The organism is Niallia oryzisoli, assembly GCF_043641075.1.
GTDB classification, from domain to species: domain Bacteria; phylum Bacillota; class Bacilli; order Bacillales; family Cytobacillaceae; genus Bacillus_BD; species Bacillus_BD oryzisoli_A.
The window spans coordinates 267631-291867 of the sequence record NZ_JBHZRC010000001.1; the positions used below are offsets into that span (position 1 = coordinate 267631).

Annotated in this window: 29 protein-coding genes and 2 tRNA genes; 25 read left to right on the top strand and 6 right to left on the bottom strand. The window is 35.6% G+C overall.

All coding sequences use genetic code 11. The features are described 5' to 3' along the window. Positions 1–64: 64 nt before the first annotated feature. Genes ACHUFV_RS01420 through ACHUFV_RS01430 form a run of 3 tightly spaced genes read left to right on the top strand, consistent with a single transcriptional unit; the run spans position 65 to position 2531 of the window. Positions 65–787 (top strand): ABC transporter ATP-binding protein, encoded by a 723-nt coding sequence (locus ACHUFV_RS01420; RefSeq protein WP_394231761.1) that lies wholly within the window; start codon positions 65–67, stop codon positions 785–787. Continuing rightward, a complete protein-coding gene (locus ACHUFV_RS01425; RefSeq protein ID WP_394231764.1) occupies positions 784–1845 on the top strand; it encodes an ABC transporter permease in 1062 nt (353 codons plus the stop codon). Before ACHUFV_RS01420 ends, ACHUFV_RS01425 begins: the two co-directional genes overlap by 4 nt. 29 nt (positions 1846–1874) lie before the next feature. Further along, positions 1875–2531, top strand: coding sequence for a TetR/AcrR family transcriptional regulator (locus tag ACHUFV_RS01430; protein WP_394231766.1), 657 nt, complete (start codon positions 1875–1877; stop codon positions 2529–2531). 342 nt (positions 2532–2873) lie between these two features. Here the strand turns inward: ACHUFV_RS01430 and ACHUFV_RS01435 are convergent, their stop codons facing one another. Next, a complete protein-coding gene (locus ACHUFV_RS01435) occupies positions 2874–3017 on the bottom strand; it encodes a hypothetical protein (RefSeq protein ID WP_394231768.1) in 144 nt (47 codons plus the stop codon). A 140-nt stretch (positions 3018–3157) separates the two neighbouring features. Between ACHUFV_RS01435 and msrB the strand changes: the two genes are divergently transcribed. Further along, complete coding sequence (gene msrB / locus ACHUFV_RS01440) at positions 3158–4111, top strand: peptide-methionine (R)-S-oxide reductase MsrB (RefSeq protein ID WP_394231770.1); 954 nt, start codon at positions 3158–3160, stop codon at positions 4109–4111. A gap of 62 nt (positions 4112–4173) precedes the next feature. On the opposite strand, the gene ACHUFV_RS01445 is transcribed toward msrB, so the two are convergent. Continuing rightward, positions 4174–4398, bottom strand: a complete 225-nt coding sequence (locus ACHUFV_RS01445; RefSeq protein WP_394231772.1) for a hypothetical protein — start codon at positions 4396–4398, stop codon at positions 4174–4176. A gap of 255 nt (positions 4399–4653) precedes the next feature. Here ACHUFV_RS01445 and ACHUFV_RS01450 point away from each other — a divergent pair, with 255 nt between their 5' ends. Beyond that, positions 4654–5058 carry a cbb3-type cytochrome c oxidase subunit I gene (locus tag ACHUFV_RS01450; protein WP_394231774.1) on the top strand — a complete coding sequence of 135 codons (405 nt, stop codon included), beginning with the start codon at positions 4654–4656 and terminating at the stop codon, positions 5056–5058. A gap of 42 nt (positions 5059–5100) precedes the next feature. On the opposite strand, the gene ACHUFV_RS01455 is transcribed toward ACHUFV_RS01450, so the two are convergent. Both ACHUFV_RS01455 and ACHUFV_RS01460 read right to left on the bottom strand, forming a co-directional pair. Further along, positions 5101–6189 carry a diguanylate cyclase gene (locus ACHUFV_RS01455; RefSeq protein WP_394231776.1) on the bottom strand — a complete coding sequence of 363 codons (1089 nt, stop codon included), beginning with the start codon at positions 6187–6189 and terminating at the stop codon, positions 5101–5103. A gap of 269 nt (positions 6190–6458) precedes the next feature. After that, positions 6459–6602 (bottom strand): hypothetical protein, encoded by a 144-nt coding sequence (locus ACHUFV_RS01460; protein WP_394231778.1) that lies wholly within the window; start codon positions 6600–6602, stop codon positions 6459–6461. A gap of 315 nt (positions 6603–6917) precedes the next feature. Between ACHUFV_RS01460 and ACHUFV_RS01465 the strand changes: the two genes are divergently transcribed. Further along, complete coding sequence (locus ACHUFV_RS01465; protein WP_394231780.1) at positions 6918–8297, top strand: amino acid permease; 1380 nt, start codon at positions 6918–6920, stop codon at positions 8295–8297. Between the two features lie 136 nt (positions 8298–8433). Then, on the top strand, positions 8434–8928 hold the full coding sequence (locus ACHUFV_RS01470; RefSeq protein WP_394231782.1) for a CBO0543 family protein: 495 nt from the start codon (positions 8434–8436) through the stop codon (positions 8926–8928). Between the two features lie 19 nt (positions 8929–8947). Here ACHUFV_RS01470 and ACHUFV_RS01475 read toward each other — a convergent pair whose 3' ends face one another. Then, the gene (locus ACHUFV_RS01475; protein ID WP_394233341.1) at positions 8948–9157 is read right to left on the bottom strand and encodes a hypothetical protein; all 210 of its coding nucleotides are present in this window, start codon (positions 9155–9157) and stop codon (positions 8948–8950) included. A gap of 255 nt (positions 9158–9412) precedes the next feature. Here ACHUFV_RS01475 and ACHUFV_RS01480 point away from each other — a divergent pair. The 5 genes from ACHUFV_RS01480 (at position 9413) to ACHUFV_RS01500 (ending at position 10964) form a co-directional block, all read left to right on the top strand. Further along, positions 9413–9486 (top strand) — tRNA-Met (locus ACHUFV_RS01480). A gap of 34 nt (positions 9487–9520) precedes the next feature. Beyond that, positions 9521–9594, top strand: a tRNA-Asp gene (locus ACHUFV_RS01485). An 89-nt stretch (positions 9595–9683) separates the two neighbouring features. Next, positions 9684–10310 (top strand): metal-dependent hydrolase, encoded by a 627-nt coding sequence (locus tag ACHUFV_RS01490; RefSeq protein WP_394231784.1) that lies wholly within the window; start codon positions 9684–9686, stop codon positions 10308–10310. Between the two features lie 123 nt (positions 10311–10433). After that, a complete protein-coding gene (locus ACHUFV_RS01495) occupies positions 10434–10595 on the top strand; it encodes a hypothetical protein (protein WP_394231786.1) in 162 nt (53 codons plus the stop codon). 51 nt (positions 10596–10646) lie between these two features. Beyond that, a complete protein-coding gene (locus ACHUFV_RS01500; protein ID WP_394231788.1) occupies positions 10647–10964 on the top strand; it encodes a DUF3892 domain-containing protein in 318 nt (105 codons plus the stop codon). Positions 10965–11050: 86 nt separating this feature from the next. On the opposite strand, the gene ACHUFV_RS01505 is transcribed toward ACHUFV_RS01500, so the two are convergent. Further along, positions 11051–11680: a LysE family transporter gene (locus ACHUFV_RS01505; protein ID WP_394231790.1), complete on the bottom strand. Its 630-nt coding sequence runs from the start codon at positions 11678–11680 to the stop codon at positions 11051–11053. Positions 11681–11819: 139 nt separating this feature from the next. Between ACHUFV_RS01505 and ACHUFV_RS01510 the strand changes: the two genes are divergently transcribed. The 13 genes from ACHUFV_RS01510 (at position 11820) to ACHUFV_RS01570 (ending at position 24205) form a co-directional block, all read left to right on the top strand. Further along, positions 11820–11999 carry a small, acid-soluble spore protein, H family gene (locus ACHUFV_RS01510; protein ID WP_394231792.1) on the top strand — a complete coding sequence of 60 codons (180 nt, stop codon included), beginning with the start codon at positions 11820–11822 and terminating at the stop codon, positions 11997–11999. A 358-nt stretch (positions 12000–12357) separates the two neighbouring features. Further along, the gene (locus ACHUFV_RS01515; protein WP_394233343.1) at positions 12358–12474 is read left to right on the top strand and encodes a YezD family protein; all 117 of its coding nucleotides are present in this window, start codon (positions 12358–12360) and stop codon (positions 12472–12474) included. A 104-nt stretch (positions 12475–12578) separates the two neighbouring features. Further along, positions 12579–13295 carry a phosphoadenylyl-sulfate reductase gene (locus ACHUFV_RS01520; RefSeq protein ID WP_394231793.1) on the top strand — a complete coding sequence of 239 codons (717 nt, stop codon included), beginning with the start codon at positions 12579–12581 and terminating at the stop codon, positions 13293–13295. A gap of 17 nt (positions 13296–13312) precedes the next feature. After that, the gene (locus ACHUFV_RS01525) at positions 13313–14392 is read left to right on the top strand and encodes an inorganic phosphate transporter (RefSeq protein ID WP_394231795.1); all 1080 of its coding nucleotides are present in this window, start codon (positions 13313–13315) and stop codon (positions 14390–14392) included. 61 nt (positions 14393–14453) lie between these two features. Continuing rightward, on the top strand, positions 14454–15602 hold the full coding sequence (gene sat / locus ACHUFV_RS01530; RefSeq protein ID WP_394231797.1) for a sulfate adenylyltransferase: 1149 nt from the start codon (positions 14454–14456) through the stop codon (positions 15600–15602). Between the two features lie 18 nt (positions 15603–15620). Continuing rightward, positions 15621–16220, top strand: coding sequence for an adenylyl-sulfate kinase (gene cysC, locus ACHUFV_RS01535; protein ID WP_394231799.1), 600 nt, complete (start codon positions 15621–15623; stop codon positions 16218–16220). A gap of 140 nt (positions 16221–16360) precedes the next feature. Continuing rightward, positions 16361–17101, top strand: a complete 741-nt coding sequence (locus tag ACHUFV_RS01540) for a sirohydrochlorin chelatase (protein ID WP_394231801.1) — start codon at positions 16361–16363, stop codon at positions 17099–17101. Between the two features lie 377 nt (positions 17102–17478). Then, positions 17479–18123 (top strand): 5-bromo-4-chloroindolyl phosphate hydrolysis family protein, encoded by a 645-nt coding sequence (locus ACHUFV_RS01545; RefSeq protein ID WP_394231803.1) that lies wholly within the window; start codon positions 17479–17481, stop codon positions 18121–18123. Between the two features lie 3 nt (positions 18124–18126). Further along, positions 18127–19287: a toxic anion resistance protein gene (locus tag ACHUFV_RS01550; RefSeq protein ID WP_394231805.1), complete on the top strand. Its 1161-nt coding sequence runs from the start codon at positions 18127–18129 to the stop codon at positions 19285–19287. A gap of 242 nt (positions 19288–19529) precedes the next feature. Beyond that, a complete protein-coding gene (locus tag ACHUFV_RS01555; protein ID WP_394231806.1) occupies positions 19530–20087 on the top strand; it encodes a hypothetical protein in 558 nt (185 codons plus the stop codon). Positions 20088–20197: 110 nt separating this feature from the next. After that, on the top strand, positions 20198–22435 hold the full coding sequence (locus ACHUFV_RS01560) for a DEAD/DEAH box helicase (protein WP_394231808.1): 2238 nt from the start codon (positions 20198–20200) through the stop codon (positions 22433–22435). A 207-nt stretch (positions 22436–22642) separates the two neighbouring features. Next, positions 22643–23062: a universal stress protein gene (locus tag ACHUFV_RS01565; protein ID WP_394231810.1), complete on the top strand. Its 420-nt coding sequence runs from the start codon at positions 22643–22645 to the stop codon at positions 23060–23062. 228 nt (positions 23063–23290) lie between these two features. After that, positions 23291–24205, top strand: a complete 915-nt coding sequence (locus ACHUFV_RS01570) for a catechol 2,3-dioxygenase (RefSeq protein WP_394231812.1) — start codon at positions 23291–23293, stop codon at positions 24203–24205. Positions 24206–24237 lie beyond the last annotated feature (32 nt).

The following is a 24237-nucleotide window of genomic DNA, read 5'->3' on the forward strand; positions in this document are numbered from 1 at the left end:
TAGGAGAGGAAAAACCAAATAATAAAAGTGAGTAATTACTCACTTTTTCTAGGAGGTGTTGGTGATGGGTGTCAGTATTGAAATTGAAAACATCAGCAAGAGCTTTGGTAAGAAGCAGGTATTAAACGGGGTTCAGTTAGCGATTTCAGAAGGGAAATTATATGGGCTAATTGGTCCGTCCGGTGCTGGAAAAACGACGCTGGTCAAAATGATTGTCGGTATGGATAAATCTAATTCAGGCTTTATAAAAGTACTTAATAAACAGATGCCAAACTTAGAGGTTCTTAAAGATATTGGGTATATGGCACAATCGGATGCATTATATTCATCTTTGACAGGGAAAGAAAATCTTACCTTTTTTGCATCACTGTACAAGTTGAATAAAGCAGAAATGCAGAAACGTATTTCATATACAGCCAGCTTAGTTAACCTTACAAATGAACTAAATAAAAAGGTCTCAGCCTATTCCGGCGGGATGAAACGACGATTATCTCTTGCCATTGCATTAATCCATAATCCTAAAATTCTTATATTAGATGAGCCAACGGTTGGAATTGACCCTGAATTAAAAATAGGGATATGGAATGAATTATTGCGCTTAAAAAAAGAAGGGAAAACGATTATTGTAACAACGCATGTAATGGATGAAGCTGAAAGATGTGATTTTATTGCTATGGTTAGAGATGGACAAATCTTAACGAGTGGAACGCCAGACGAATTAAAACAGTTGTACCATGCCAGGACTTTTGATGAAGTATTTCTTAATGCTGGGAGGCTGGAAGCATGAGAACGACAGCTTTAGTAAAAAGAATTTGTTTGGAGATGTTCCGTGATAAGCGAACGCTGGCACTATTATTTGTAGCACCATTACTTATTCTTAGTCTAATGTATTTATTATTTAATGGGGATACAGTCAAACCCAAAGTAGGGGTAGTTAATGTAGAGCAAGGTCTCATTGAGAAATTTGAAGATGCAGGTTTTTACATTAGCAAATATCAAGAACTTAATGATGCAAAGGATACGGTTGTTAAAGAAGAGCTTGATGGTTTATTACAACAAGACAAGGCTAATCATTTTACCTTAACCCTGCTAAATGATGATCCTAGTATAGCCAAACAGTTACAAATGAAGGTCAATCAAATCCTAACCACATATACACAAACTGTATTCACAAATCAAGTTCAACAGATCAATCTTCAGAAAGTTAATATAGAAACAGCCTATGTATATGGCAGTCATGACACCGTTTTCTTTGATGTATTAAGTCCAATATTAATCGGTTTCTTTGTCTTCTTTTTTGTGTTTCTGATTTCAGGAATTGGGTTATTAAAGGAGCGAACAACTGGTACGTTAGAAAGGTTAATGTCAACACCAATCCGTCGGGGAGAAATCGTTTCAGCCTATTTAATTGGATTTGGAATGTTTGCTGTCATTCAAACTGTGATTGTCGTCTTTTATGCCATTAATGTATTAGATATTGTACTTGTTGGCTCCCTTTGGAATGTAATCCTAATCAACTTACTATTAGCTTTAGTTGCTTTATCTTTAGGAATTCTATTATCAACATTTGCAGCCACTGAATTTCAAATGGTTCAGTTTATTCCGATTGCTATTATTCCTCAAATCTTCTTTTCTGGAATTCTGCCGCTTGAAGGGATGGCAGGATGGCTACAATGGGTAGCGAAGGTTATGCCTTTATATTATGCAGCAGATGCACTTAAGGGAGTTATGTATATGGGACTGGGTTTAGGGGATATTACCTTTGATTTAGCGGCCTTAGTTCTATTTGCATTTATCTTTATTATTCTAAATATCTTTGCGTTGAAACGATATCGAAAATTATAAATAACTAGGGAGGAAGGAGGTAGAAACGGTTGTCTAAGAAAAGTCTTTTGGATGAAATGATTGCGCAAACGAAAATATCCAAGAAAAATACCGATAAGCAGCAAAAAATAGCCGAAACAGCTGTAAAAATGTTTGCCGAGAAGGGGTATGCAAATACTTCAACAAGTGAGATAGCAAAGGGTGCAGGTGTTGCAGAAGGAACAATTTTCCGCCATTATGGAACGAAGGATAATTTATTGCTAGCCGTCATTCTTCCATTTATTAAAGAGTCATTGCCATCGATGGCTGAGAATGTTATCAAAGAAGTCTATTCTGAAGACAAAAGCTTTGAGGAATTTCTGAAGGCATTCTTGCAAAATCGCTGGTATTTTATTTTTGATAATCAGGAGCTATTTAAAGTAATTGTAAAAGAGCTATTGTATAGTGAAGATTTGAAAAAAGAATTGCTGCCTTTTTTTTCTGAAACGGTATTAAAGCGTCTTTTAAAAATAATTAATCTTTATAAAGGCAGAGGAGAACTATCGGATCTTCCAAGCGACAAAATATTAAAAATGATGTTTACCTTAATAGCTGGTTATTTTGTATCAAGCTTTGTCCTATCGTTAGAACCCTCAACAAATGTGCCAACTGATGAAATTAACCAGCTGGTTCAATTTATCATGAACGGAATTAGAAAAGAAATCTAAATCTAAATAAGAATGATAATGAGGAGAGCATATAGAATGCTCTCCTTTATTACAACAATGAGAAACAGGCAATACTTATAGAATACTCAGCTTACGTCAATGATGGCATACGTAATAAGCCTTTTAATTTCGATACTGAATTGCTTAAAAGGAACGCCACTCTTAAGATTAAGAAAAAAAGTGTTGGAAATAAACGAAAGAGAATATTCAAAGTATATCCCTCCACATTGAAGTATAGTGTCGGTTTCAACACTACCTTTATTTTTTACTAAAAAGGTAAATTCAATCACAGGATTATGAAAGTTAGAAAAAAAAACGCCAATTTTGGCGTTAGGTTATAGACTATTTAAGTTGATTTTTCTGAGAATTTTCATTCAATAAATTCCTGACATCTTGTACCATTTCATCAAATGTTTGATTTACTGAATCCATGATAGAATCCTTGGGAGAATTTTGACTTAACTTATCGGAACTTTCTTTTTTCACCCTATTCACCTCCACTAAATTTAGCGTGTGTACTTTGTTAATAAATATTCTAAACAATTTTTGTGAATTTTTTTAGCTATGTTTGATATGATTGCTGATAAAGAGAATATTCAATTTACTTATTAAAGGAGCAAGGATGAATGACTCAATATGAATTAGCAACATTTGCAGGAGGCTGTTTTTGGTGTATGGTTGAACCGTTTGATCAACAGCCTGGAATTATAGAAGTGATTTCAGGCTATACAGGCGGATTTAAAGATAACCCTACATACGAGGATGTTTGTTCAAATACCACAGGACATTATGAAGCAGTACAAATTACGTTTGATCCAGGTATTTTTCCATATCAAAAATTAATGAAATTATTTTGGCAGCAAATTGATCCCACTGATTCTGAAGGACAATTTAATGACCGCGGATCTTCCTACCGGACAGCAATCTTTTATCATAATGAGGAGCAGCGAAGGCTTGCTGAAGCCTCTAAGGAAGAGCTGAAGAAAAGCAATCGGTTTGAGAAGCCTATTGTTACCGAAATACTGCCAGCAAAAAGCTTTTTTCCTGCAGAAGAAAAGCACCAATATTATTATAGAAAGATTCCATTCCACTATAATTTATACAAAGAGGGATCAGGACGAGCAAAATTCATACGTGAAAACTGGAAAAAAAGGAAAAGTGATGAAGAATTACGTAAGGAGCTGACTCCTATTCAATATGAAGTCACAAGACATAATGCTACAGAGCCTCCATTTCAAAATGAGTTTTGGAATCATACAGGAGAGGGAATTTATGTTGATATCATCTCAGGCGAACCATTATTTAGCTCTTTAGATAAATATGATGCAGGCTGTGGATGGCCTAGCTTTACCAAATCATTACGAAAGAATGAAATAGAGGAAAAGTTTGATACTTCTCACGGATTACGGCGTATAGAGGTTCGAGCAAAGACGTCTGATTCACACTTAGGTCATGTATTTGATGATGGTCCTAAGCCATATGGCTCGAGATACTGCATTAATTCGGCTGCACTTCGCTTTGTTCCGAAGGATAAACTTGAAGAGGAAGGCTATGGCGAATTTAGAAATTTATTTTTATAAAAAGTATAAGGTAATAAAACGCACTTCTCCTTTAATAAGGGGAAGTGTGCTTTATGTTTTCATTAGTATGTGTAAAGAAAGCTTTCAACAAAATCATATACCTCATTTGTATTTAAGGTATTTTTCTTTAATTCTTTTTCAGCTTCCTTGATAAAAGGAAGGTATTGTGGAATATTATTAAGCTCTTTGATGGAAATTTCACCGCTGACTAATTGTAAAGCTGCGTTTTGTATTTCTCGATTTTCTGCTTGATATAAAAGATATGCAAGACAACTTATTCGATCCATTTCATTTCCACCTTTCTAAAACGTCTGTTCTGTTAATTTTTAATAAATTCAACATAATCAAGACAAAATCCTCCATTTTTATGGAAAATAGTTTGAGATAATCGTGATTTGTCTAAACTTTGTAAAAATAGGATAAAAGATCGATAAATTTGTAAATTATTTCGAAAAAAATAGTAAAATCTATTAACACTATGAATAAATTAGTATATTATTATAAATGTTTAAAATAGAATAATTATGAAAGGGAGTGAAATAATGGGAGTGCGTTTTTTAAAAATTGCAGCTGTATACTTTTTAATAGCTGTCTGTCTTGGACTTGTAATGGGTATTATCCATAACTTTTCGTTTACCTCAGTCCATGCACATTTAAATCTTTTAGGCTGGGTATCAATGGCGATTTTCGGATTAATTTATTGTGTTTTTCCAAAAGTCGGTGAAACAAAATTGGCGAAGGCACATTTTTGGTTACATAATATCGGTTTACCTTTAATGCAGGGTGTTTTATTTGTGCAATTAGTAACAGGTAATCAAGCACTTGTTGTTGGTACGATTATCGGTTCTTTGTTAGTCGTTCTGGGAGTGGTACTATTTGTTATTAATGTGCTTGCTCACATTAAAACAAGCAATTCTATATTCGCAAATAAAGATATTTCAATGTAATGGAATTACAAAAAAAGTTCCCTGTTTGAAGGGAACTTTTTGTTATTCTATTTCTGATTGTATAGAGCATACCTTATTCCTTCCTGTAGTCTTTCCTTTATATAATGCTGTATCAGCTTGTTTAACAAGATGATTCGGGTTTTGGGTCGTTTCCATGAATGTTGCAGCACCGATGGAAATGGTTAGGAAGATTCTTTTTCCATCAGGCAGGATAAAAGGATGATTTTCGATACCTGAGCGAATTCCTTCTCCAATTTCTAAGGCTAGTTGATTGGAACAATTGAATAGAAGAACCGAGAATTCCTCACCGCCCATTCTTGAGATAATATCAAATGAGCGGGTATAAGTAGAAAGTAAAATCCCGAGTTGCCGTAAAACCTCATCACCAGCAAGATGCCCATATGTGTCATTTACTTTCTTAAAATGATCAATATCAATAATTAAGAGAGATAACTTTTCATTGTCTGCCTTAGACTTTTCTATTGCTTTATGATAAGCAGAATGAAAATGACGTACATTATATAGTCCTGTTAGAAAATCTGTAGTAGAATTTCTTTTCAACTCGTTAAAGGAACGATTGGATTGAACAATCATATTGGCACAATAATAAATTAAAGCACCAGCAAACAAACTAATTCCCCAATAAGTAAACATAAGCTCATAGAAGCCTTTTGATCGGTCTAAAAGATAGAAAAAGCCTAACGAAAGCATGACTAGGCTGAACAAATACATATAGACCCACTTTTTTAATTCAGAGACACGTAGGGAAGTAATAAAAGAAGAGAAAATTCCAATGAGCACCATATTTGTGAGTGAAATGAGTAGTGCTTCTACCGAACTAGTAATGAAAACAATTCTGTATAAACAAATAATTACGACGGAAATGCCCGCAGATAGAGGCCCCCCGTATAGTGCAGACATGAGAATACTAATATGTCTAAAATCCATAATAGTGGTTGGAGTTAATCGAATGGTAAAAAGCATTAAAAGGGAACCAAGAATTCCAGAGAAAAAACCAAATATAATCTTTCTCCAAAATGTATTGAAAAGAGAGCGGCCTCTAAAAATACTTCCACCAATAAATAAAAAGGTAATCACAATACAAACATGAATAAATAAATCTTTTACCATGGTATATCCCCTGTTTTAATATAGTAAATAACTTATTATAACTGTAACTGACAAATTTAAGATATGAAATTAATCACAGTTAATCATGCTCATGAATTCCTACTATTATTTAGGCTATCATAAGTGGATTTTGAATAAACGTATAGAGGGGAATTTGAGGTGTTTGTAAAATGGACTTATAAGCCTGGTATGTCAGGAGGGAAGAATATGAAACCTACCAGGCCTAAGTAACAAAAATACAACAAGGGTATATTTTTTGTTCATTTATCTTACAACATTTGGATTTCATTTTCTTTTACTAACATCACCTTTCTTGGTGATTTCTCGCTTCTTATCTCATATCGTCCATTTTTATAGTCATATAAGATAATATAAACTTCTCCAGCAAAAAGAACTTTGTCATTAATTGTCATATTAATTCCTCCATTCAATATATTATATTTATATTTTAATTCAATTTTCGAACTAATTATTATATTTTGTAATATTATCTTACATGAAAAATGTTATTTGTGAAGCTATAGTTTATTTATTTTTTGTAAAAAATAAAAAAATAAGTCGAAAATTGCAATAATATAACTTAATTGAGTATCCAATACAGATACTACGTAAAATTTAGTAACATTTGTCAGTTTCGGTTACTTGACACCTTTTTTTGCCAATTTCCCTATACATAGAAACAAATAGAACCTCTCAAAATAATAAAGATGTTAAGGGGGAGTTTTAGAATGAAAAAAGCTACTTGTGGACCTGATGATAAAAGATTAGCTTGGTGGCAATTATCGTTAGTTGGTGTAGGGTGTATTATCGGGACTGGATTTTTCTTAGCCTCTGGGATTGCGATTAGACTAACTGGAGCTTCTGTCCTGTTTATTTTTATTATTGCTGCAGCAGGAACCTATATTGTAGGTGAGGCATTAGGGAAATTAGCTGCACATGATCCGCAAAAGGGCTCTTTTCGGACCTATGCTAAAAAAGCCTTTGGAAGATGGGCTGGATTTGGCAGCGGCTGGGTATATTGGAGCTCAGAAATATTAATTGTCGGAAGTCAACTTACTGCACTATCAATTTTTACCCGTTTTTGGTTCCCAAATATTCCACTTTGGGTTCTTGCTTCGATTTATGCTGTTTTGGGAATTATCGTCGTTCTGCTGGGGGCTAGTGGTTTTGAAAAGGCTGAAAACATTTTTGCTATCACAAAAGTATCAGCGATTCTAATGTTTATCATTTTAGCAATTGCTGGAATTATTGGCTTGATTCATGGTGGGGGAGACAAGCTTTATGTCCCTAATCAAACAAACGAATTTTTTAAAGATGGCATTATTGGATTCTGGTCAGCATTGATATTTGGTTTTTATGCCTTTGGCGGAATTGAAATCATGGGGATGATGACACCCAGACTTCGTAAAAAAGCAGATGCTAGGAAGGCTAATTCCGTCATGCTCCTGATATTAACAATGATTTATTTACTTTCCGTAGGGCTTGCTGTTATTTTAGCAGCAAACAATCAATTTACACCTGATGAAAGTCCCTTTGTTATAGCTCTGGATCGCTACAATCTTGCGTTTTTTCCACATGTATTTAACGGTGCCATCATAGTAGCTGGTTTTTCAACAATGACTGCATCACTGTTTGCAGTCACAAATATGGTGGTAACGCTATCAGAGGATGGTGATGCGCCTAAAATTTTTTCTAAAAAAGGCAAGCATAAGGTTCCTCCCTTTGCACTGCTTCTGACAATTGCGGGGTTGGTATCAAGCATTGTGACTGGACTACTGATGCCTGATACAGTATATGAGTATATAACAACTGCTGCGGGACTAATGCTTCTCTATAATTGGATTTTTGTATTATTTTCATATCCAAGGATATTAGAATTATCAGGTTGGGAAAAGGTAAAGCAATGGGCAGGGTTCGTTCTGATTTTATTAGCAGTCAGTGGAACGTTATGGGATAAAGCAAGCAGACCAGGTTTTTTTATCAGTCTGATATTTATCGCCGTAATTGGAATCGTACTCATGTTCATGCAGCATCATTGGAAAAAGAATGATAAGAAAGAGCTAGAGCCTCAGCAGATGTGGGAATTGCTTGATTTTGCAAAAAAATAAGTTCGAAGCAAAAAACACATGGTATCTCAATTTCCATGTGTTTTTTGATTTTGACGTAGCTATATTTTGGAAGGAAGCACTTGATTATGTTTTACAACCTTTTGAGGAACATTAATGATAGGTGGGGGTGGTGTAGATGAAAATTAGTTACGAAAAGAAAATTGAAATGGCATCTTGGTTTATCATGTCTTTTCTTTTATTAAAGTACGTTAAACGAAATAGACTGCGGGAAGCGGAGGTTATCTTTTTCTCTAAGCAATTTCTTACTTGGATTTTTGGACTTCTAGTGGTAGAAAAGAGACTTATTAGCTATCCATCAAGGTTATTCTTTAAAAACGCGACAAAAACAAGCTTTACATTTGAATACTTTATCTATCCAGCTTTATGTGTATTATTTAACCTATATTATCCTGAAAAAAGAAGTAGTTTGGTGAAATTAGTATATTATGCAGCGTACTCATCGGTCATTACATCATTAGAATTAATTGCAGTAAAATACACAAGGTTGATTACCTATAAGAAGTGGAAGTGGTATTGGACCTTTTCTACGTTGTGGTTTACTTTTTATTTATCTCATTTAAATCACAAATGGTTTTTTAAGGAATCGTATCAAAAGCCTTCATCATATTAACATGTGAAGGCTATACTTGTTACATATTATTTTGTATTTCCTGATCAAACATTTCCTTTTGACGTGTAATAATACTGATGGCTTGATCAGAGATTTGACTCAATTCCTGGTACAGGGCAGTGGATGAACGATTATCACCATCCTGAACCTCCTCAAAAATTTGCTCTGCTAGTTGACGTCTTTTGTGGCCAATTTCTCGTAATTGATCTCCTAGTTTCTCTAATTGCATGCGATCCACGAATTACATCCTCCTTATTATGCGTTGTGTTATCAGTTGTTTCTGCGAAGTAAGACTATGAATCTTATGTCTAGAAATTACTTATCCCATCTACCGTTAATATGGACATTTTCTGTTCATTTCATGCGATTTCTTCTCTGCATATCAGGATTTGAGAATAATCCATAAATGCAGTTGACTTTAAAGGCTTATTTTTATACACTAATAAAAGTCCTTGTAATTGAATACTACTTTTATTTCTATTATCGCGGGGTGGAGCAGTTCGGTAGCTCGTCGGGCTCATAACCCGAAGGTCGCAGGTTCAAATCCTGTCCCCGCAATTGCAATTCTTTTTTAAGTTACTTGAATAACTTTGGTCCGGTAGTTCAGCTGGTTAGAATGCCTGCCTGTCACGCAGGAGGTCGCGGGTTCGAGTCCCGTCCGGACCGTAACGAAACAAAAAAGGAAGCGGCGCTGCTGTTTCCTTTTTTGTTTGTTTATTTTTTTAGATACATAAAAAGTGTCAGGGGGAGAGAAAATGAAAGGATCAGCACATTTAACAATCGGAGCTGTATCAGGATTAGTTGTTTCAAATATTATACATACAAATATAACGACGACTATTTTATTTGTTGGTCTTGGAGCAGTATCAGGATTAATTCCTGACATCGATATTGATGGGAAATTAAGCAATAAGATAACGATATCCCATAAAATTATACGAACAGTAGCATGTATTATCGGCTTCCTGCTAATGATTTATAGTTATTTGGAGGGCAGTACACCGTCAAAGTGGTTTGGGATTACGTTGGGGATTGTCATCATCATGCTATCTTCCTTCATTAAACAGAGACATATGCTAACGGTTACCGGCCTAGCTGTGCTCATTGCAGGATTTTCATTAGATAGAACTTGGTTATGGCTTCTTGGAATCTTTATCATTGCTGCCTCTTTAGTTCCGCATCGAAGTTATACCCACTCCATTTTGGGAATTTTATTCTTTGGTGTGATAGCCTATCAATTGGAATTGTCAATTGGAATTGAAGGTATTTTTACGTGTTGTATAGCAGGTTATATCAGTCATTTATTAGCCGATATGAAAATGCTGCCATTTAATAAAAGAGGGGTCAAATTCTTTTTACCTTTATCTAAACATGAGTTTTAACTTAGATAAAAGTTCTCAACGGCCGTTTTTTGATAATCAGCAATAAATCTGTATGGTTCAAGTTAAATAGAACAACATATAACAGAAATCCTTTTAATAAAACTGAGAATGGAGGAAGTATAGATGGATAAAGAAAATCGCTATTCATTTGAAGGTCAATCAATACAAGGCATGAACGGCAAGTCTGTTCGAGAGGTATTGGAAACAAGTGCAACTGGTTATGGATTGGAATCAGTTATAGAGTCTAAAGAGGAACCTCAAAAAGATATAACCGACACTGAATAATCAAAAAATGGATGTTGGAACAAAATAATGGGTCAGGATGAGGTAAACATTATGGAGTCAAAAGATTACAATCAAATCTATCAACAATATAAGCAGCAGGCAAAAGGTCAGGCGCAATTGGAAGCAATAAGTGATAGTACCGACTCAACGAAAGAGTCAATTGTAGCTGTTAGAAAGAATGATGATGGTGACATCATAGCATTTAAAACAGAAAATGGCCGAGAATTAGATTATCTGACAGCCCTTCATGAAGCAAAAGAGGGTAAGCTGGCACATGTTGATGTCTTTCATAAATATGGAAGGGACATTATCCGTAGTGAACCAGATGGCATTAAGGAAAATAATTTAGATCAGCTGCCTACCTTTTAGTAGAGAGTTTCAAATTTGATTATCGTATGTTCAATACCAATTCCTATTCCCTAGAGGAAAGGAATTGGTTGATGTCTAAGAAGGGGTTAAAGGAAAAGAAGCTTGACAGCTTCATATCCGAAATAAAAGCCAAATCCTATTAAGGAAAGTCCTGATACAATTGAAATAAAAACGAGAATTTTAGCAGTCAATAGTTTTCGAAAAGAACTGGCTAGAAGAGCCATGAACAGGTCCCATAAGGTAATCCCGCTGAAAATAGCAGCACTGTATATGATTAATTGGCTTGCATCGTATGTATGGACTGTTTTCGCAAGAATTGAACCGTATATACCAAGCCAAAACAGAATCGTCAAAGGATTGGATAATGACATAAAGAAACCTGCGAAAAATGATTTATTGAGAGATTCTCCTTTATTGTCCCTAGATTGGGATACGATTTTCCCAGCTCCTGCAATACATTCAATGCCCGTGTATACGAGTACGAAGAACCCAAATAACCAAAGAAAGGTTTTGACAATCGGTATTTCGAGAAATTGAACAACACCCATATAAACAGCTACCATATAGAGCATATCGGCAATCATGGCACCAACCCCGACCATCCAGGCATTTAGGAAACCCTCTTTAATTCCTCTATCTAGCTGAGCAGCATTTATTGGCCCAATTGGAGCAGCCAAGGAGAGCCCTAAAAATAAATAGCTTAAAAATACCCCCATTATTTCACCCCGTCTTTGTCAGATGCTTGTACAAGTTTATTCAAATACTTTGTGTTGTACGACTATTTTTTGTCGTTCTTAGAATAAGAATGACATGAAATGAAAATACTATACTGATGATGAAAAAGGAGGAATCACAATGGATGTAAACAGAGTCAAACAAATTTTATCTTCTTCAGCTGAAATTGAGGTTACGTATCATGGAGCATCTGTATGGATTGATAAATTGAATGAAGATGGATCAACCGTAACCGTAAATTTAAGGGGTCCGCTGGATGAGCAAACGACAGTTCCCATTTCAGAATTGGTTGAGGAGTAAGACAAGTAAGAAATAGGAAAGTAAATAGCAGTATAATTCGAATTTCAATGATTGAATTCGAATTATTACTGTTATTTTTTTGCCTAGACGATGATGATATTTAATTGGACCTATGACCAAATAATGATTTACCTTGTATTATTCATTATGGTAAGATAATTAAGAAAATTAATTCCGAGTAATTACATAGTACTTATTGACAATACTTGAATTTGTGTTAGAATTTAAAAAAAATGAACCATACTATTAAAGAGTATGAATTGTTTATTCAGTTTTGGAGAGGAATCTCCAAACAAATGAGTCCATTTCCGTTGTAGGAAAGGAGGAACTTAGTTTGTTAGACAATAATCTTGAGAAAATGTTTGAACAGCTTAAACAATTGCTTCAAGAAATGAAATTTGGATCGATTACACTTGTTATCCAGGATGGAAAGGTTATTCAATTAGACAAAGTTGAAAAGGTAAGGCTAAAATAAACATTTATTAAATTATTTTAGTTAAAAAACTGAATCGATAATCAATGATCTAGGGAAATGACAAGTTAAGAGAATCATATGTTAAAAGAAAGAAGGTAGAATAAATGTCAGAGTTATTAACCTATGAAAATTTTGACCAATTGGCATCGTCATTTGAATTTTCTCATGATGATGAAACAAAAGGTGCCCTTGGAGCTTTAAAATGGGCTTATTCCCACTATGGAGATCAATTAGTGTATGCTTGTAGCTTTGGAATTGAGGGGATTGTTCTTATTGATTTAATTTCCAAAGTAAATGAAAAGGCAAAGGTGGTCTTTCTTGACACCAATCTTCATTTTAAAGAAACATATGAATTAATTGAAAAAGTGAAGGAACGTTACCCATCTTTGCAAATTGAAATGAAAAAACCAAGCTTAACACTTGAAGAGCAAGCTAAGCAATTTGGAGAAGAACTATGGAAATCAAATCCAAATAAATGCTGTGAAATTCGGAAAATACTTCCGCTTACTGAGGTTCTTTCAGGAGCAACAGCATGGCTTTCAGGTTTAAGAAGAGATCAGTCAGAATCACGCAAAAATACCGAGTATATCAATAAAGATAATAAATTTAAATCAGTGAAGGTTTGTCCACTAATCCATTGGACTTGGAAGGATATTTGGCGCTATGCCCATAAACAACAGCTAGATTACAATAAGTTACATGATAATGGGTATCCTAGTATTGGCTGTGCTCCATGTACCTCACCGGCTATTAATATCGATGATTTAAGATCTGGAAGATGGACTGGAACGAACAAAACTGAATGTGGACTTCATCAATAAATAAGAGGTAAACTAACATGACATTGACTTATGTAGCAGCTATCGTGGCACTTTTTTTTGCCATGAATATCGGTGCAAGCGGAGCCGCGGCCTCCATTAGTGTGGCATATGGATCTGGTGCAATCAAATCTAGAAGAAATGCATTAATCATATGCGGGATTGCGATTTTCTTGGGAGCAGTTATCGGGGGAAGTGAAGTAGCCAAAACCATCGGGTCTGGTATCATTCCATCCGATTTATTAAATGCACAAGTAGTATTAATTATATTATCGTCTGCTGCTATTTCACTGTTTATTGCAAATCTGCTAGGGATTCCTCTTTCGACAAGTGAAATTACTGTTGGTTCAATTGTTGGTGTCGGGATTGCTCAGAAGGCTTTATACATTGATAATATTTTAGTCATCGCCTCTTTTTGGGTTATCGTACCTGCGGTTGGTTTCACGATGGCGTTTCTTTTGGGTAAGGTTATTACCAGAGTGAATCGTAAATATCCGCAATTAAAAGAGAAAAAGGCCCAAAGGATACTTACGATTTTTGTTATTATTGTTGGTTTTTTAGAAGCATTTTCGGCAGGAATGAATAATGTAGCTAATGCAATTGGACCATTAGTGGGAGCCAATTTAGTTTCAATGGGTACCGGAATTCTTCTTGGGGGGATTTGTATTGCTACAGGTGCGATGTTTCTTGGCGGAAATGTCCTTCAAACCAATGCAAAAAAGATCACAAGATTTTCTCTGCTTGAGGGTGTAACGATTTCAGGTACAGGATCATTGCTTGTGATTATCGCATCCATATTTGGTTTACCCGTCCCGCTAACACAGGTCACAAGTACAGCTATTATGGGCATTGGTGTTGCAAAAAAAGGAAAAAATACCGTAAATAAGCAAGTAATTAGTAAAATTGTAAAGGTATGGATTGTATCACCTGTTTTTTCATTAGTTATCTCATACGGATTGATGAAATTATTTGTTGACAAGGATATGTATACTGTCATAGTGTTATTAAGTGTTAGTGCCGCAACATTTGGAATATTGAGCTTAGTGAAAACAATCCAACAAGACAAACGCTCGTACTATGAAAATGGGGAAGGAATTTAATTCTTTCTTTCATTAATTCACACTAAAAAAATATGTTTAATGTAATTAGGAGGAATATGAAATGGCATTAAGTATCCCACATGGTGGAACATTAATTAATCGTTGGAACGCAGAATATGATTATTCAGCAATTGAAAAATCAATTGAATTAGATAATATCAGTTTAAGTGATTTAGAACTTATTGGAACAGGCGCCTACAGTCCAATTGAAGGCTTCCTTGTTCAAAAGGACTATGAATCCGTTGTAAACAGTATGCGCCTTGCTTCTGGTCATGTTTGGAGTATTCCAATTGCATTACCGGTTTCTTCAGATAAAGCAAGCACAATTTCGGTTGGAGAAGAAGTTCGCTTAGAATTTAATGGATCAACATATGGTGTTATTACAATTGAAGATATCTATGTTCCTAATAAAGAAAAAGAAGCGGCAAATGTATATGGAACAACTGAACTTGAACATCCTGGAGTTAAGAAAATGTTTGACCGCGGAAATGTATATGTTGGCGGTAAAATCACATTAGTAAAACGTATTGAAAGAGAGCAATTTGGTGAGTACCATTTAGATCCAGTTGATACAAGAAAAACATTCCTTGAAAAAGGCTGGGAAACAGTAGTTGGTTTCCAAACAAGAAATCCAGTTCACCGTGCCCATGAATATATTCAAAAAACAGCTCTTGAAACAGTAGACGGTCTTTTCTTAAATCCACTTGTAGGGGAAACAAAATCTGATGATATCCCTGCAGATGTAAGAATGGAAAGCTATCAAGCCTTATTAAAAAATTATTACCCGCTTGATCGTGTATTCTTGGCAGTATTCCCTGCTGCAATGCGTTATGCAGGTCCAAGAGAAGCGATTTTCCATGCTATGGTGAGAAAAAACTACGGATGCACTCATTTTATCGTTGGCCGTGATCATGCCGGAGTAGGTAACTACTATGGTACATATGACGCGCAAAAGATTTTTAGTAACTTTACAGCTGATGAATTAGGAATCACACTGCTGTTCTTTGAGCACAGCTTCTATTGCACAAAATGTGAAAACATGGCTTCTGCTAAAACATGCCCACATGGAAAAGAAGATCACGTGATTTTATCTGGAACAAAGGTTAGAGAAATGCTTCGCAGCGGAGAAATTCCTCCTAGTACTTTCAGCCGTAAGGAAGTTGTAGAAATTTTAATTAACGGATTGAAGCGTCACGCTGTTCAATCTTAATAGTAGGAGGGAATTGTGTTGAGTAAAAGTACAAATGTCGTGTGGCATGAACAATCCATAACAAAAGTAGACCGCAGAAAGCAAAATGGACATAACAGCTTTGTTCTTTGGTTCACTGGCCTTTCCGGTTCAGGAAAGTCAACACTAGCGAATGCAATTGCAAGCCGATTATATAGTGAAAATGTTCGAAACTATGTCTTAGATGGTGACAATGTTCGACATGGTCTTAATAAGGATTTAGGTTTTTCAGAAGAGGATCGTACTGAAAATATCAGAAGAATAGGTGAGGTTTCAAAGCTTTTTGTAGATGCTGGCCAGGTAGTTTTAACAGCGTTTATTTCACCATTCCAAGCGGACCGAAAGCTTGTCCGTGACTTACTTAATGAGAAGGAATTTATTGAAGTCTATGTGAAATGTCCAATTGATACTTGTGAAGAACGAGATCCAAAGGGTCTTTATGAAAAGGCTAGGCAGGGGATTATTAAAGACTTTACAGGAATCAGCTCTCCATATGAAGAGCCTGAAAACCCAGAAATCGTTATTGAAACGAATAATAGTTCAATCGAAGAAAGTGTTGAACTGGTTATTCAATATTTAAAAGATAATGATTTAATCTAAAAAGTAAAGATCATAATAAAGAAAAAGAGGAATTTATTTTTCCTCTTTTTCTTTTTATACATTCATAATCAGTATACAATATGAATAAGCGAAAACAGTGTCTATTGGACTTTTCGTTTAATAGTAGGTGAAATATGTAAATGGAGGCTATTTTATATATATGCCATGGAAGCAGGGTGAAACAAGCGGCAGATGAAGCTGTTGCTTTTATTCAAAAAGTGATGCAAAAAGTTGATGCTCCCATACAAGAAATTGGGTTCCTAGAGCTTGCAGAACCAAGTATAGCGGAAAGCTTTGAACGGTGTGTAAATAAAGGTGCCACAACGATTATTGCTGTACCAATTTTACTGTTGACAGCCGCCCATGCTAAGGAAGATATACCGGAAGAAATTGCCCATCTACAATCTCGTTTTCCTAAAATAGAATTAAAGTTTGGAAAACCAATTGGGGTACATAAGAAAATGATTGAGATTCTGTTAGAAAGAATTAAGGAGACATCTATCCCAATCAAACAAAATGCATCTGTCTTATTAGTTGGACGTGGCAGCAGTGATCCTGATGTAAAAAGAGACTTGACGACGATTGGGAAGCTGTTAGAGCAAAAATCGTTTGTGAAGCAGGTACAGGTATGTTTCTTAACAGCTGCAGAGCCAAGCTTTGAGCAGGCACTTGAAAGACTTAGACAAGATGAGGTGGAGCAGATTTTTGTTATACCCTATCTCTTTTTTACAGGTATTTTAATGAGGAAAATTGAAAAAACAATTCAAAAAATAAAAAGGGAACATGGTCCTGATTATATTCTTTGTGACTATTTAGGTTATCACCCAATCATTGAAGACATTCTGTATGAGCAGATTTCAGAGCTGCAGAATCAAAAATAATGGAAATAATACAATATAAATGGAGTGTTGGTCATTAAAACACTCCATTTTTCACGTCATTTTCCTTTCATTAAGCTTAGCCTAAGTAGGGAAATGTATTACGATTGACAATCAAATATAGGTGTTCCAGCATCTAAGTCTCTAGACTTAGACAGGTCTAATGCTTAGTATCCAATTTTATTCAAACAAGTAGCAATTATCGACAAGCTCGCTTAAAATAAAGATGAAAGGGAAACCTTCTTATGTCTTTTTTCGTATTACTGATTATCAAATTCGCATAGATTTTGATTAAGGTCGTTAATGAAGTTGTTTGAAGGGATCTGTTTAATGGCGATTATGCTTATGTTAAAGATCGGTAGAACAGGAGTCGATTTGTTATGAAAGCCTTTTTTCAATTTTTATTCCGCTCGTTTGCAGGTGCATCCACTCTTGTTATCATTGGGCTGGTTAGTTATTTTGCATTTGAACAAACCATTATTTTCTCTATGCTGTATGGATTATTAGGCGGAGCAGCTATAGCATTGCTTTTAAAATGGTTTCATTATTCCAAATTCTTACGGGAAAATGGCCTTACAAGAAGGGAATACCAGTACATTAAGAAGAATCTAAAAGAAGCGAAGCTGAAAATAAATCGATTGCAAAAAGCCATGTTTCGTACAAGGAGCTTAACTAACATAAAACAAAATCTTGAAATTGTCCGCTTAGCGAATAAGATTTATGGGATTACAAAAAAAGAGCCTAAACGCTTTTATCAAGCCGAAAGCTTTTATTACAAGAATTTGGATTCTCTTGTTGAAATATCGGAAAAATATGCATTTCTACATTCTCAGCCAGCGAAAACACCTGAACTTACTCATTCCTTGCAGGATACTAGGATCACGATGAACAGACTGACCGATACGTTAGAGAAAGACTTATATGCCGTTTTAGAGGATGATATTGATAATTTAAACTTTGAATTAGATTTTGCCAAGAAAACCTTGATTCAAAGTCCTACTGATCAAGATAACAGGAGGCGATAACGGATGTCTGAACGAAAATCTTCAACTGAAATAGATAGTTTATTGGACAATCCATTTGGAGAACTGGATATAGCAAACAACACAACAGAGCTCCAAAGAGAGCAAGAAAGACCCATGAGGGTGCTTGATACGCTGACGGAAGAAAATAAACAAAAGGCATTAGGACTTGCAGAGCAAATTGATCCGCGTAATCATCAGGCCATTTCCCTGTATGGTACACAGGCGCAATCAAAATTATTAAGTTTTTCACATTCTATGCTTGAACATGTTCAAAATAAAGATGTCGGTGAAATAGGAGATATTTTAGGCGACTTAATGCGCAAGCTTGAACAGGTAAATCCGGATGAGCTGCAGCCTGAAAAACGTAATTTTTTCTCAAAGCTATTTGGGAAGATTTCATCCTCTGTCAACGAAGTGCTGTCCAAATATCAAAAAACAGGGGCTCAAATTGATCGAATCAGCGTGAAGCTTGATCACTGTAAAAAAGCATTAATGACTGATAATATGATGCTTGAGCAGCTATATGAAAAAAATAAAGATTACTTTTTAGCGCTTAATGTTTACATTGCAGCAGGTGAAATAAAGCTTGAGGAACTGCAGACAAAAACAATTCCAGAATTAAAAAGAAAAGCTGAGAAAAGTCAGGATCAAATGGATTACCAGGATGTCAATGATATGCTTCAATTTGCTGACAGACTTGAAAAACGGATGTATGATTTAAAGCTAAGCAGACAAATTACAACACAAAGTGCTCCGCAAATCAGGCTGATTCAAAATACGAACCAAGCGTTAGTAGAGAAAATTCAATCTTCGATTATGACAGCTATTCCACTCTGGAAGAACCAGATAGCCATTGCGTTAACTTTAATCAGACAGCGGCATGCGGTAGAGGCTCAAAAACAAGTATCAAAAACAACAAACGATCTGCTGTTGAAGAATGCTGAGATGTTAAAAACCAATACAATTGAAACAGCTAAGGAAAATGAACGCGGCATTGTTGATATTGAGACCTTAAAGAAAACACAGGAAAATCTAGTTTCAACCTTAGAAGAAACACTTCGGATTCAGGCAGAAGGCCGTACGAAGCGGCACCAGGCTGAGCAGGAATTAATTTCGATGGAAAATGAATTGAAACAGAAATTATTAAATTTACGCAATCAATAAAAAGGAACAAAGAGGAAGCGATCTGCTAATCAGTATATCGCTTCCTCTTTTGTATTGTTTAAAAGAAAGTTAAACCTGCTTGATGATTGCTCATTCAAGATAAACTGATATATTCTAAATCCTTGAGCTTATAATTATTGTTCGAATATTCTATTTGTTATACTATGAATACTAAAAGTTTCGATGATATATAACAGCATGAACAATAGAATATGCTCGGAGGTGACATGGTGGGTTTATTGATGAAAAGATTTTGGGTCTTGCTAACGTTTGGACTGTGTTTGGTTATGGCTGCGGGTGTATGGACTATTATGACAAAAATGGATCAGTCCTCACAAACTAGTGGAAATCATGCAAAAGGACAAGCTGCGTTATCTTCAGTGGAAGAAGAAAAGGCTGAGAAATCAGTAGAGATAGCTTTTGAACCATTTGTCAGTGATTCTGAGTTTATTCAAAAAGGCCATCAGTTTTATAATAACACTACTGGGTGGGGAAGAATTGAAGCGCTTAACTGGCAAGACCAGCAGGAATTTGCCCAATTGCTATTAACCTCTTTAAGTCAAATAGAGAAAAAAGAGTCAATGCAAAAAGACTTTACACATATACAATCATTAGCCACTTTTATTGTTGAAGACAATAAAGACAAGGAACATGTGATTTTACTGCACCGAATATTTCATGATTTAGATATTGATGTTAATCAATATGAGCATGAAGATTATTTTGATGTTACGCATTATGGTGAAGGAAAGAAAATGAAAGAAGTGGTTAAGCATATTGAATCTAATTCTGGGGTTTGATTAAGGTAATGGATTTTTCACTACACTATTTGTTATACTAACTAAGCTCAATCAATATAGATTGAGCTTTTTCCTGTTATCAGGAAATCGAAGAAAAAGGAAGCTGTATCATGACAATTACATTAACCTATTTAAAAGCCTGGAAAAAGGCGATTCAGGCAGAAATTATTTATATGAAAAGATACGGGAGCAGCAAATACCCTGTAAAAAATGGTCACTTGTTAAATCAGGGGGGCAGCTATACTTATTACTTTGAAGCTGTTCAGCCTATGCGGATTCCTGTTGGTTCCATGGTGCGTGTTGAATGGGGCAAGAAATTGGTAGAAGGGAGAGTTCTATCTTCAGAGGGACAAAGTGTTATTGTGAAATTGGAGCAAACACTTGGCGACCTCATTTCTGAAGTAACCATTTGGCATGATCCTTGGGAATTGCTTGAACAGCTTATTCAAAGAATTGAGGAAATAAGTAAAAGCAAGCGAAAAAGGGCAAGAGTGAAGAAGCTTATGGATCCATCAATGCCCGCAAAGCATCCGATAGATATAATCAAATCAAATGTACATGAACTCGTTCTTCGCTCTAAATATAATCCCATTACATTTGTTTGGGGCCCGCCGGGAACAGGAAAAACATATACGTTGGCGAGAGTTGCAGCAAATAAATATTTTAAAAATAAAAAGGTTTTGGTACTAGCTCACAGCAATCAAGCTGTTGATGTAGTAATGACTGAAATAACAGCCTTCGTTAGGGTGAAGGGCCGCTTACAGGAAGGTGATATCATTCGTTATGGTTCGCAGCTTAGTGAAGCTGTACAACAGTATGAATCATTACATATGAATCAGCTTATTATCAAACAACATCCTCAGCTGGCTGCAGAAAAGGAGGAGTTACTCAATGAGAGAAGGAACCTCAAAAAAGATCTAGCCTCCTCCTTTAGTCATCGTGACTCTGAGAATTTGTTACAAATTGAGACAAAGCTTGCTTCAACATTAGAGAAAATCCATCAAAAAGAAATTCAATTCCTAAAAGAAGCGGATATTATTGGAACAACTCTAGCAAAAGCAGCTTCAGACCCGGCAATATACGAAAAAGAATTTGATCTTGTGATGGTAGATGAAGCTAGTATGGCCTATGTTCCACAAGTTGCATTTGCCGCAGCATTAGGAAAAAGAATCATCGTCTGCGGTGATTTCAAGCAGCTGCCGCCTATTGCTGCTTCGAACCATGAGCTTGTTAATGAATGGCTAAAGGAAGATATCTTTCATAAAGCAGGGGTTACAGAGTCCGTTAAGCACAACAGACTACATCCCCATCTTTTCTTGCTCAAGGAACAAAGGAGAATGCACCCGGATATTTCATCTTTTACAAATAAATATATATACCAATCCCTTGTTGGTGATTACGAAGGTGTCGCAGCACTTCGTAAGGAGATAGTAACGAAACATCCATTTCCGAACCAGGCGAGTATTCTGCTTGATACAAGCGGGACAGGTGCATACTGTTTAACTGAAGATTCGTCACGTTCCCGTTTCAACCTATGGCAGCTAATGCTCTCCTTTCAATTAATACATGAGGCGTTTCAAGCGGGTCATCGCTCAATTGGTTATACTGCTCCATATCGGGCGCAGGCACAATTAATGGAAACTTTGTTATTGGATCTCTATGAGAAACAGCTGGAAGTGGCAGATATTGCTTCTGCGACCATCCATCGATTTCAGGGTAGTGAAAGGGATGTGATGATTTTTGATACCGTTGACAGTTATCCCCAGGATCGTGCAGGAATGCTGTTAATCGGAAAGGAAAGCGAGCGCCTAATCAATGTGGCGATCACTAGAACCAAAGGAAAACTGATACATGTCAGCAACAGCTCCTTTTTACAAACAAAAGTTTATCCTTCAAGGACATTATTCAAATTCCTTAATCATCAATTAATAAACAAACAAGCTGTATATCCTCATGAGATTGGAAGCTGGATAAAACATCAGCATCCGCGTCTGCAATGGATGCACGCAAAAAAACTGGCGGGAGTTATGAAGGATATTCGATATGCAAAAAAATCGATCATCATGGCAATGTCTAATGATAGGGAGGTATCAGAGGAATGGAGGGGGGCCATATCCAAAAGGAGTCATGCAGTAGAAGTAACATATATTTCTGAGTATGCACCGGTTGAATTATCTGTTAATCGTTTTCTAAAGAAATCGATGCCTTTTCCATTTGTTTGTATTGATCAGCAAATTCTTTGGTTGGGACTGCCGTTAGAAGGATCCAAACTGTTGAAACCACCGTATGTCTCTTTGAGGCTAGAGTCAAATTTAGTGGTTGAATATTTTTTATCACAGATTATGTGATGATCTCGCCTTTTCCCGTTATATAATTTCGAAATTAAAACCTGTTGAAGTAACAGGTTTATTTGTTGTTATGCAATGACAACTAATTATAATTTAATAGATAAACAAACGTGAAATCAATCGCTGTATACGATATAATAAGAGACAAGTATTACCATTATAGCAGAATAGGATTTTGTTGTTTTTAAAAACAGGAGGTTGAATTTGATGTATAAAAAAATATTATTAGCTTCTGATGGATCAAATTTTGCACTGCGTGCCGCTGACCAAGCGATAAAACTGGCATTATTATCTAAAGCAGCTGTGATTGAAGTCGTTTACGTTGTTGATTTGGATACGTCAAAACGAGATGCTATTTACTATATGGATTCAGATATCATTCAAGAGGAAAGAAAGAAGAGATTGAAGTTAACAGAAGAGAAAATTAAAGCGTCAGGCGTTGATTATCATTCAACTATATTATACGGTGAACCAGGACCAACCATTGTTACATATGCAAATGAAAACAATTTTGATATCGTCGTGCTCGGCAGCCGAGGATTGAATTCCATTCAGGAAATGGTTTTAGGAAGTGTTAGTCATAAGGTTGCAAAACGTGTTGAGTGCCCAGTATTGATTGTGAAGTAAAACTTCTAATTGATAATTGTTTTAGAAAAAGTTTTATTCTAAAATGGCTTTTCTTTTAAAGTAATTAATTATATAATTATAGTGTTAATAGATATTAATATTTTTCGTGTTTTTTTGTAAGCGTTTCCTGTAATCGTTTTCTTACTAAACAAAGAGTATATTATTTTTTAGTAATGGTTAATTGATTTCCGATTCTAAAATAAAACCTATTAGTAGGAGGAATTGCTAATGCCAAGAGTAATGCGTATCGGTAGAGTTGAATTAAAAGTCCTAGATTTAGAAAAATCAGTAGACTACTATACAAAAATCATTGGTTTGCAAGAAACAGGGCGTATGGGCGACAGTGTATACTTAAAAGCATGGGATGAATTTGATCATCACAGCTTAATTTTAACAAAATCAAATACAGCGGGATTAGCACACCTAGCATTTAAAGTAGAGACATTAGAAGACCTTGCCTATTATGAAAAGCAAGTTGAAAAATTTGGATGTACAACAACAAGAATTTCAAGAGGTGCTAGATTAGGAGAAGGAGAGGCTGTACATTTTATCCTTCCAACTGGGCATCATTGTGAATTATATACAGAGATTGATTTCTTAGGAACAGCTGTAGGAACATTGAATCCACACCCATGGCCATTAGGTGCCCAAGGTATTGCACCACACCGTCTTGATCATTGTCTGCTGACTGGTGATGACCTTAAAACGGTAACGAGATTCTTTATTGAAGCATTGAATTTTAGACAAAGTGAAAGAATTACATCTGTAGATGGAGAAGAGTTATTAGGCAGCTTCTTATTTACAACAAATAAAGCGCATGATTTAGCGTTTGTTAAAGGACCTGATGCAAAGCTTCACCATGCAGCATTCTTCGTTGATTCCCTGCACGACGTATTTAAGGCAGCCGATATATTATCTATGTATGAAGTCCCATTTGATGTAACACCAACACGCCATGGTATTACAAGAGGGGAAACCATTTATTTCTTTGATCCATCAGGCAACCGAAATGAAGCCTTTGCGAGCGGATATATGACATATCCTGATATGCCGACAATTACTTGGACGGAAGATAAGATTGGACAAGGTATTTTCTATCACCGTAGAGAATTATCTGAATCCTTTATGAAGGCGCTAACTTAATTTGTACTAACCTAACGATTCGATTAATCTTA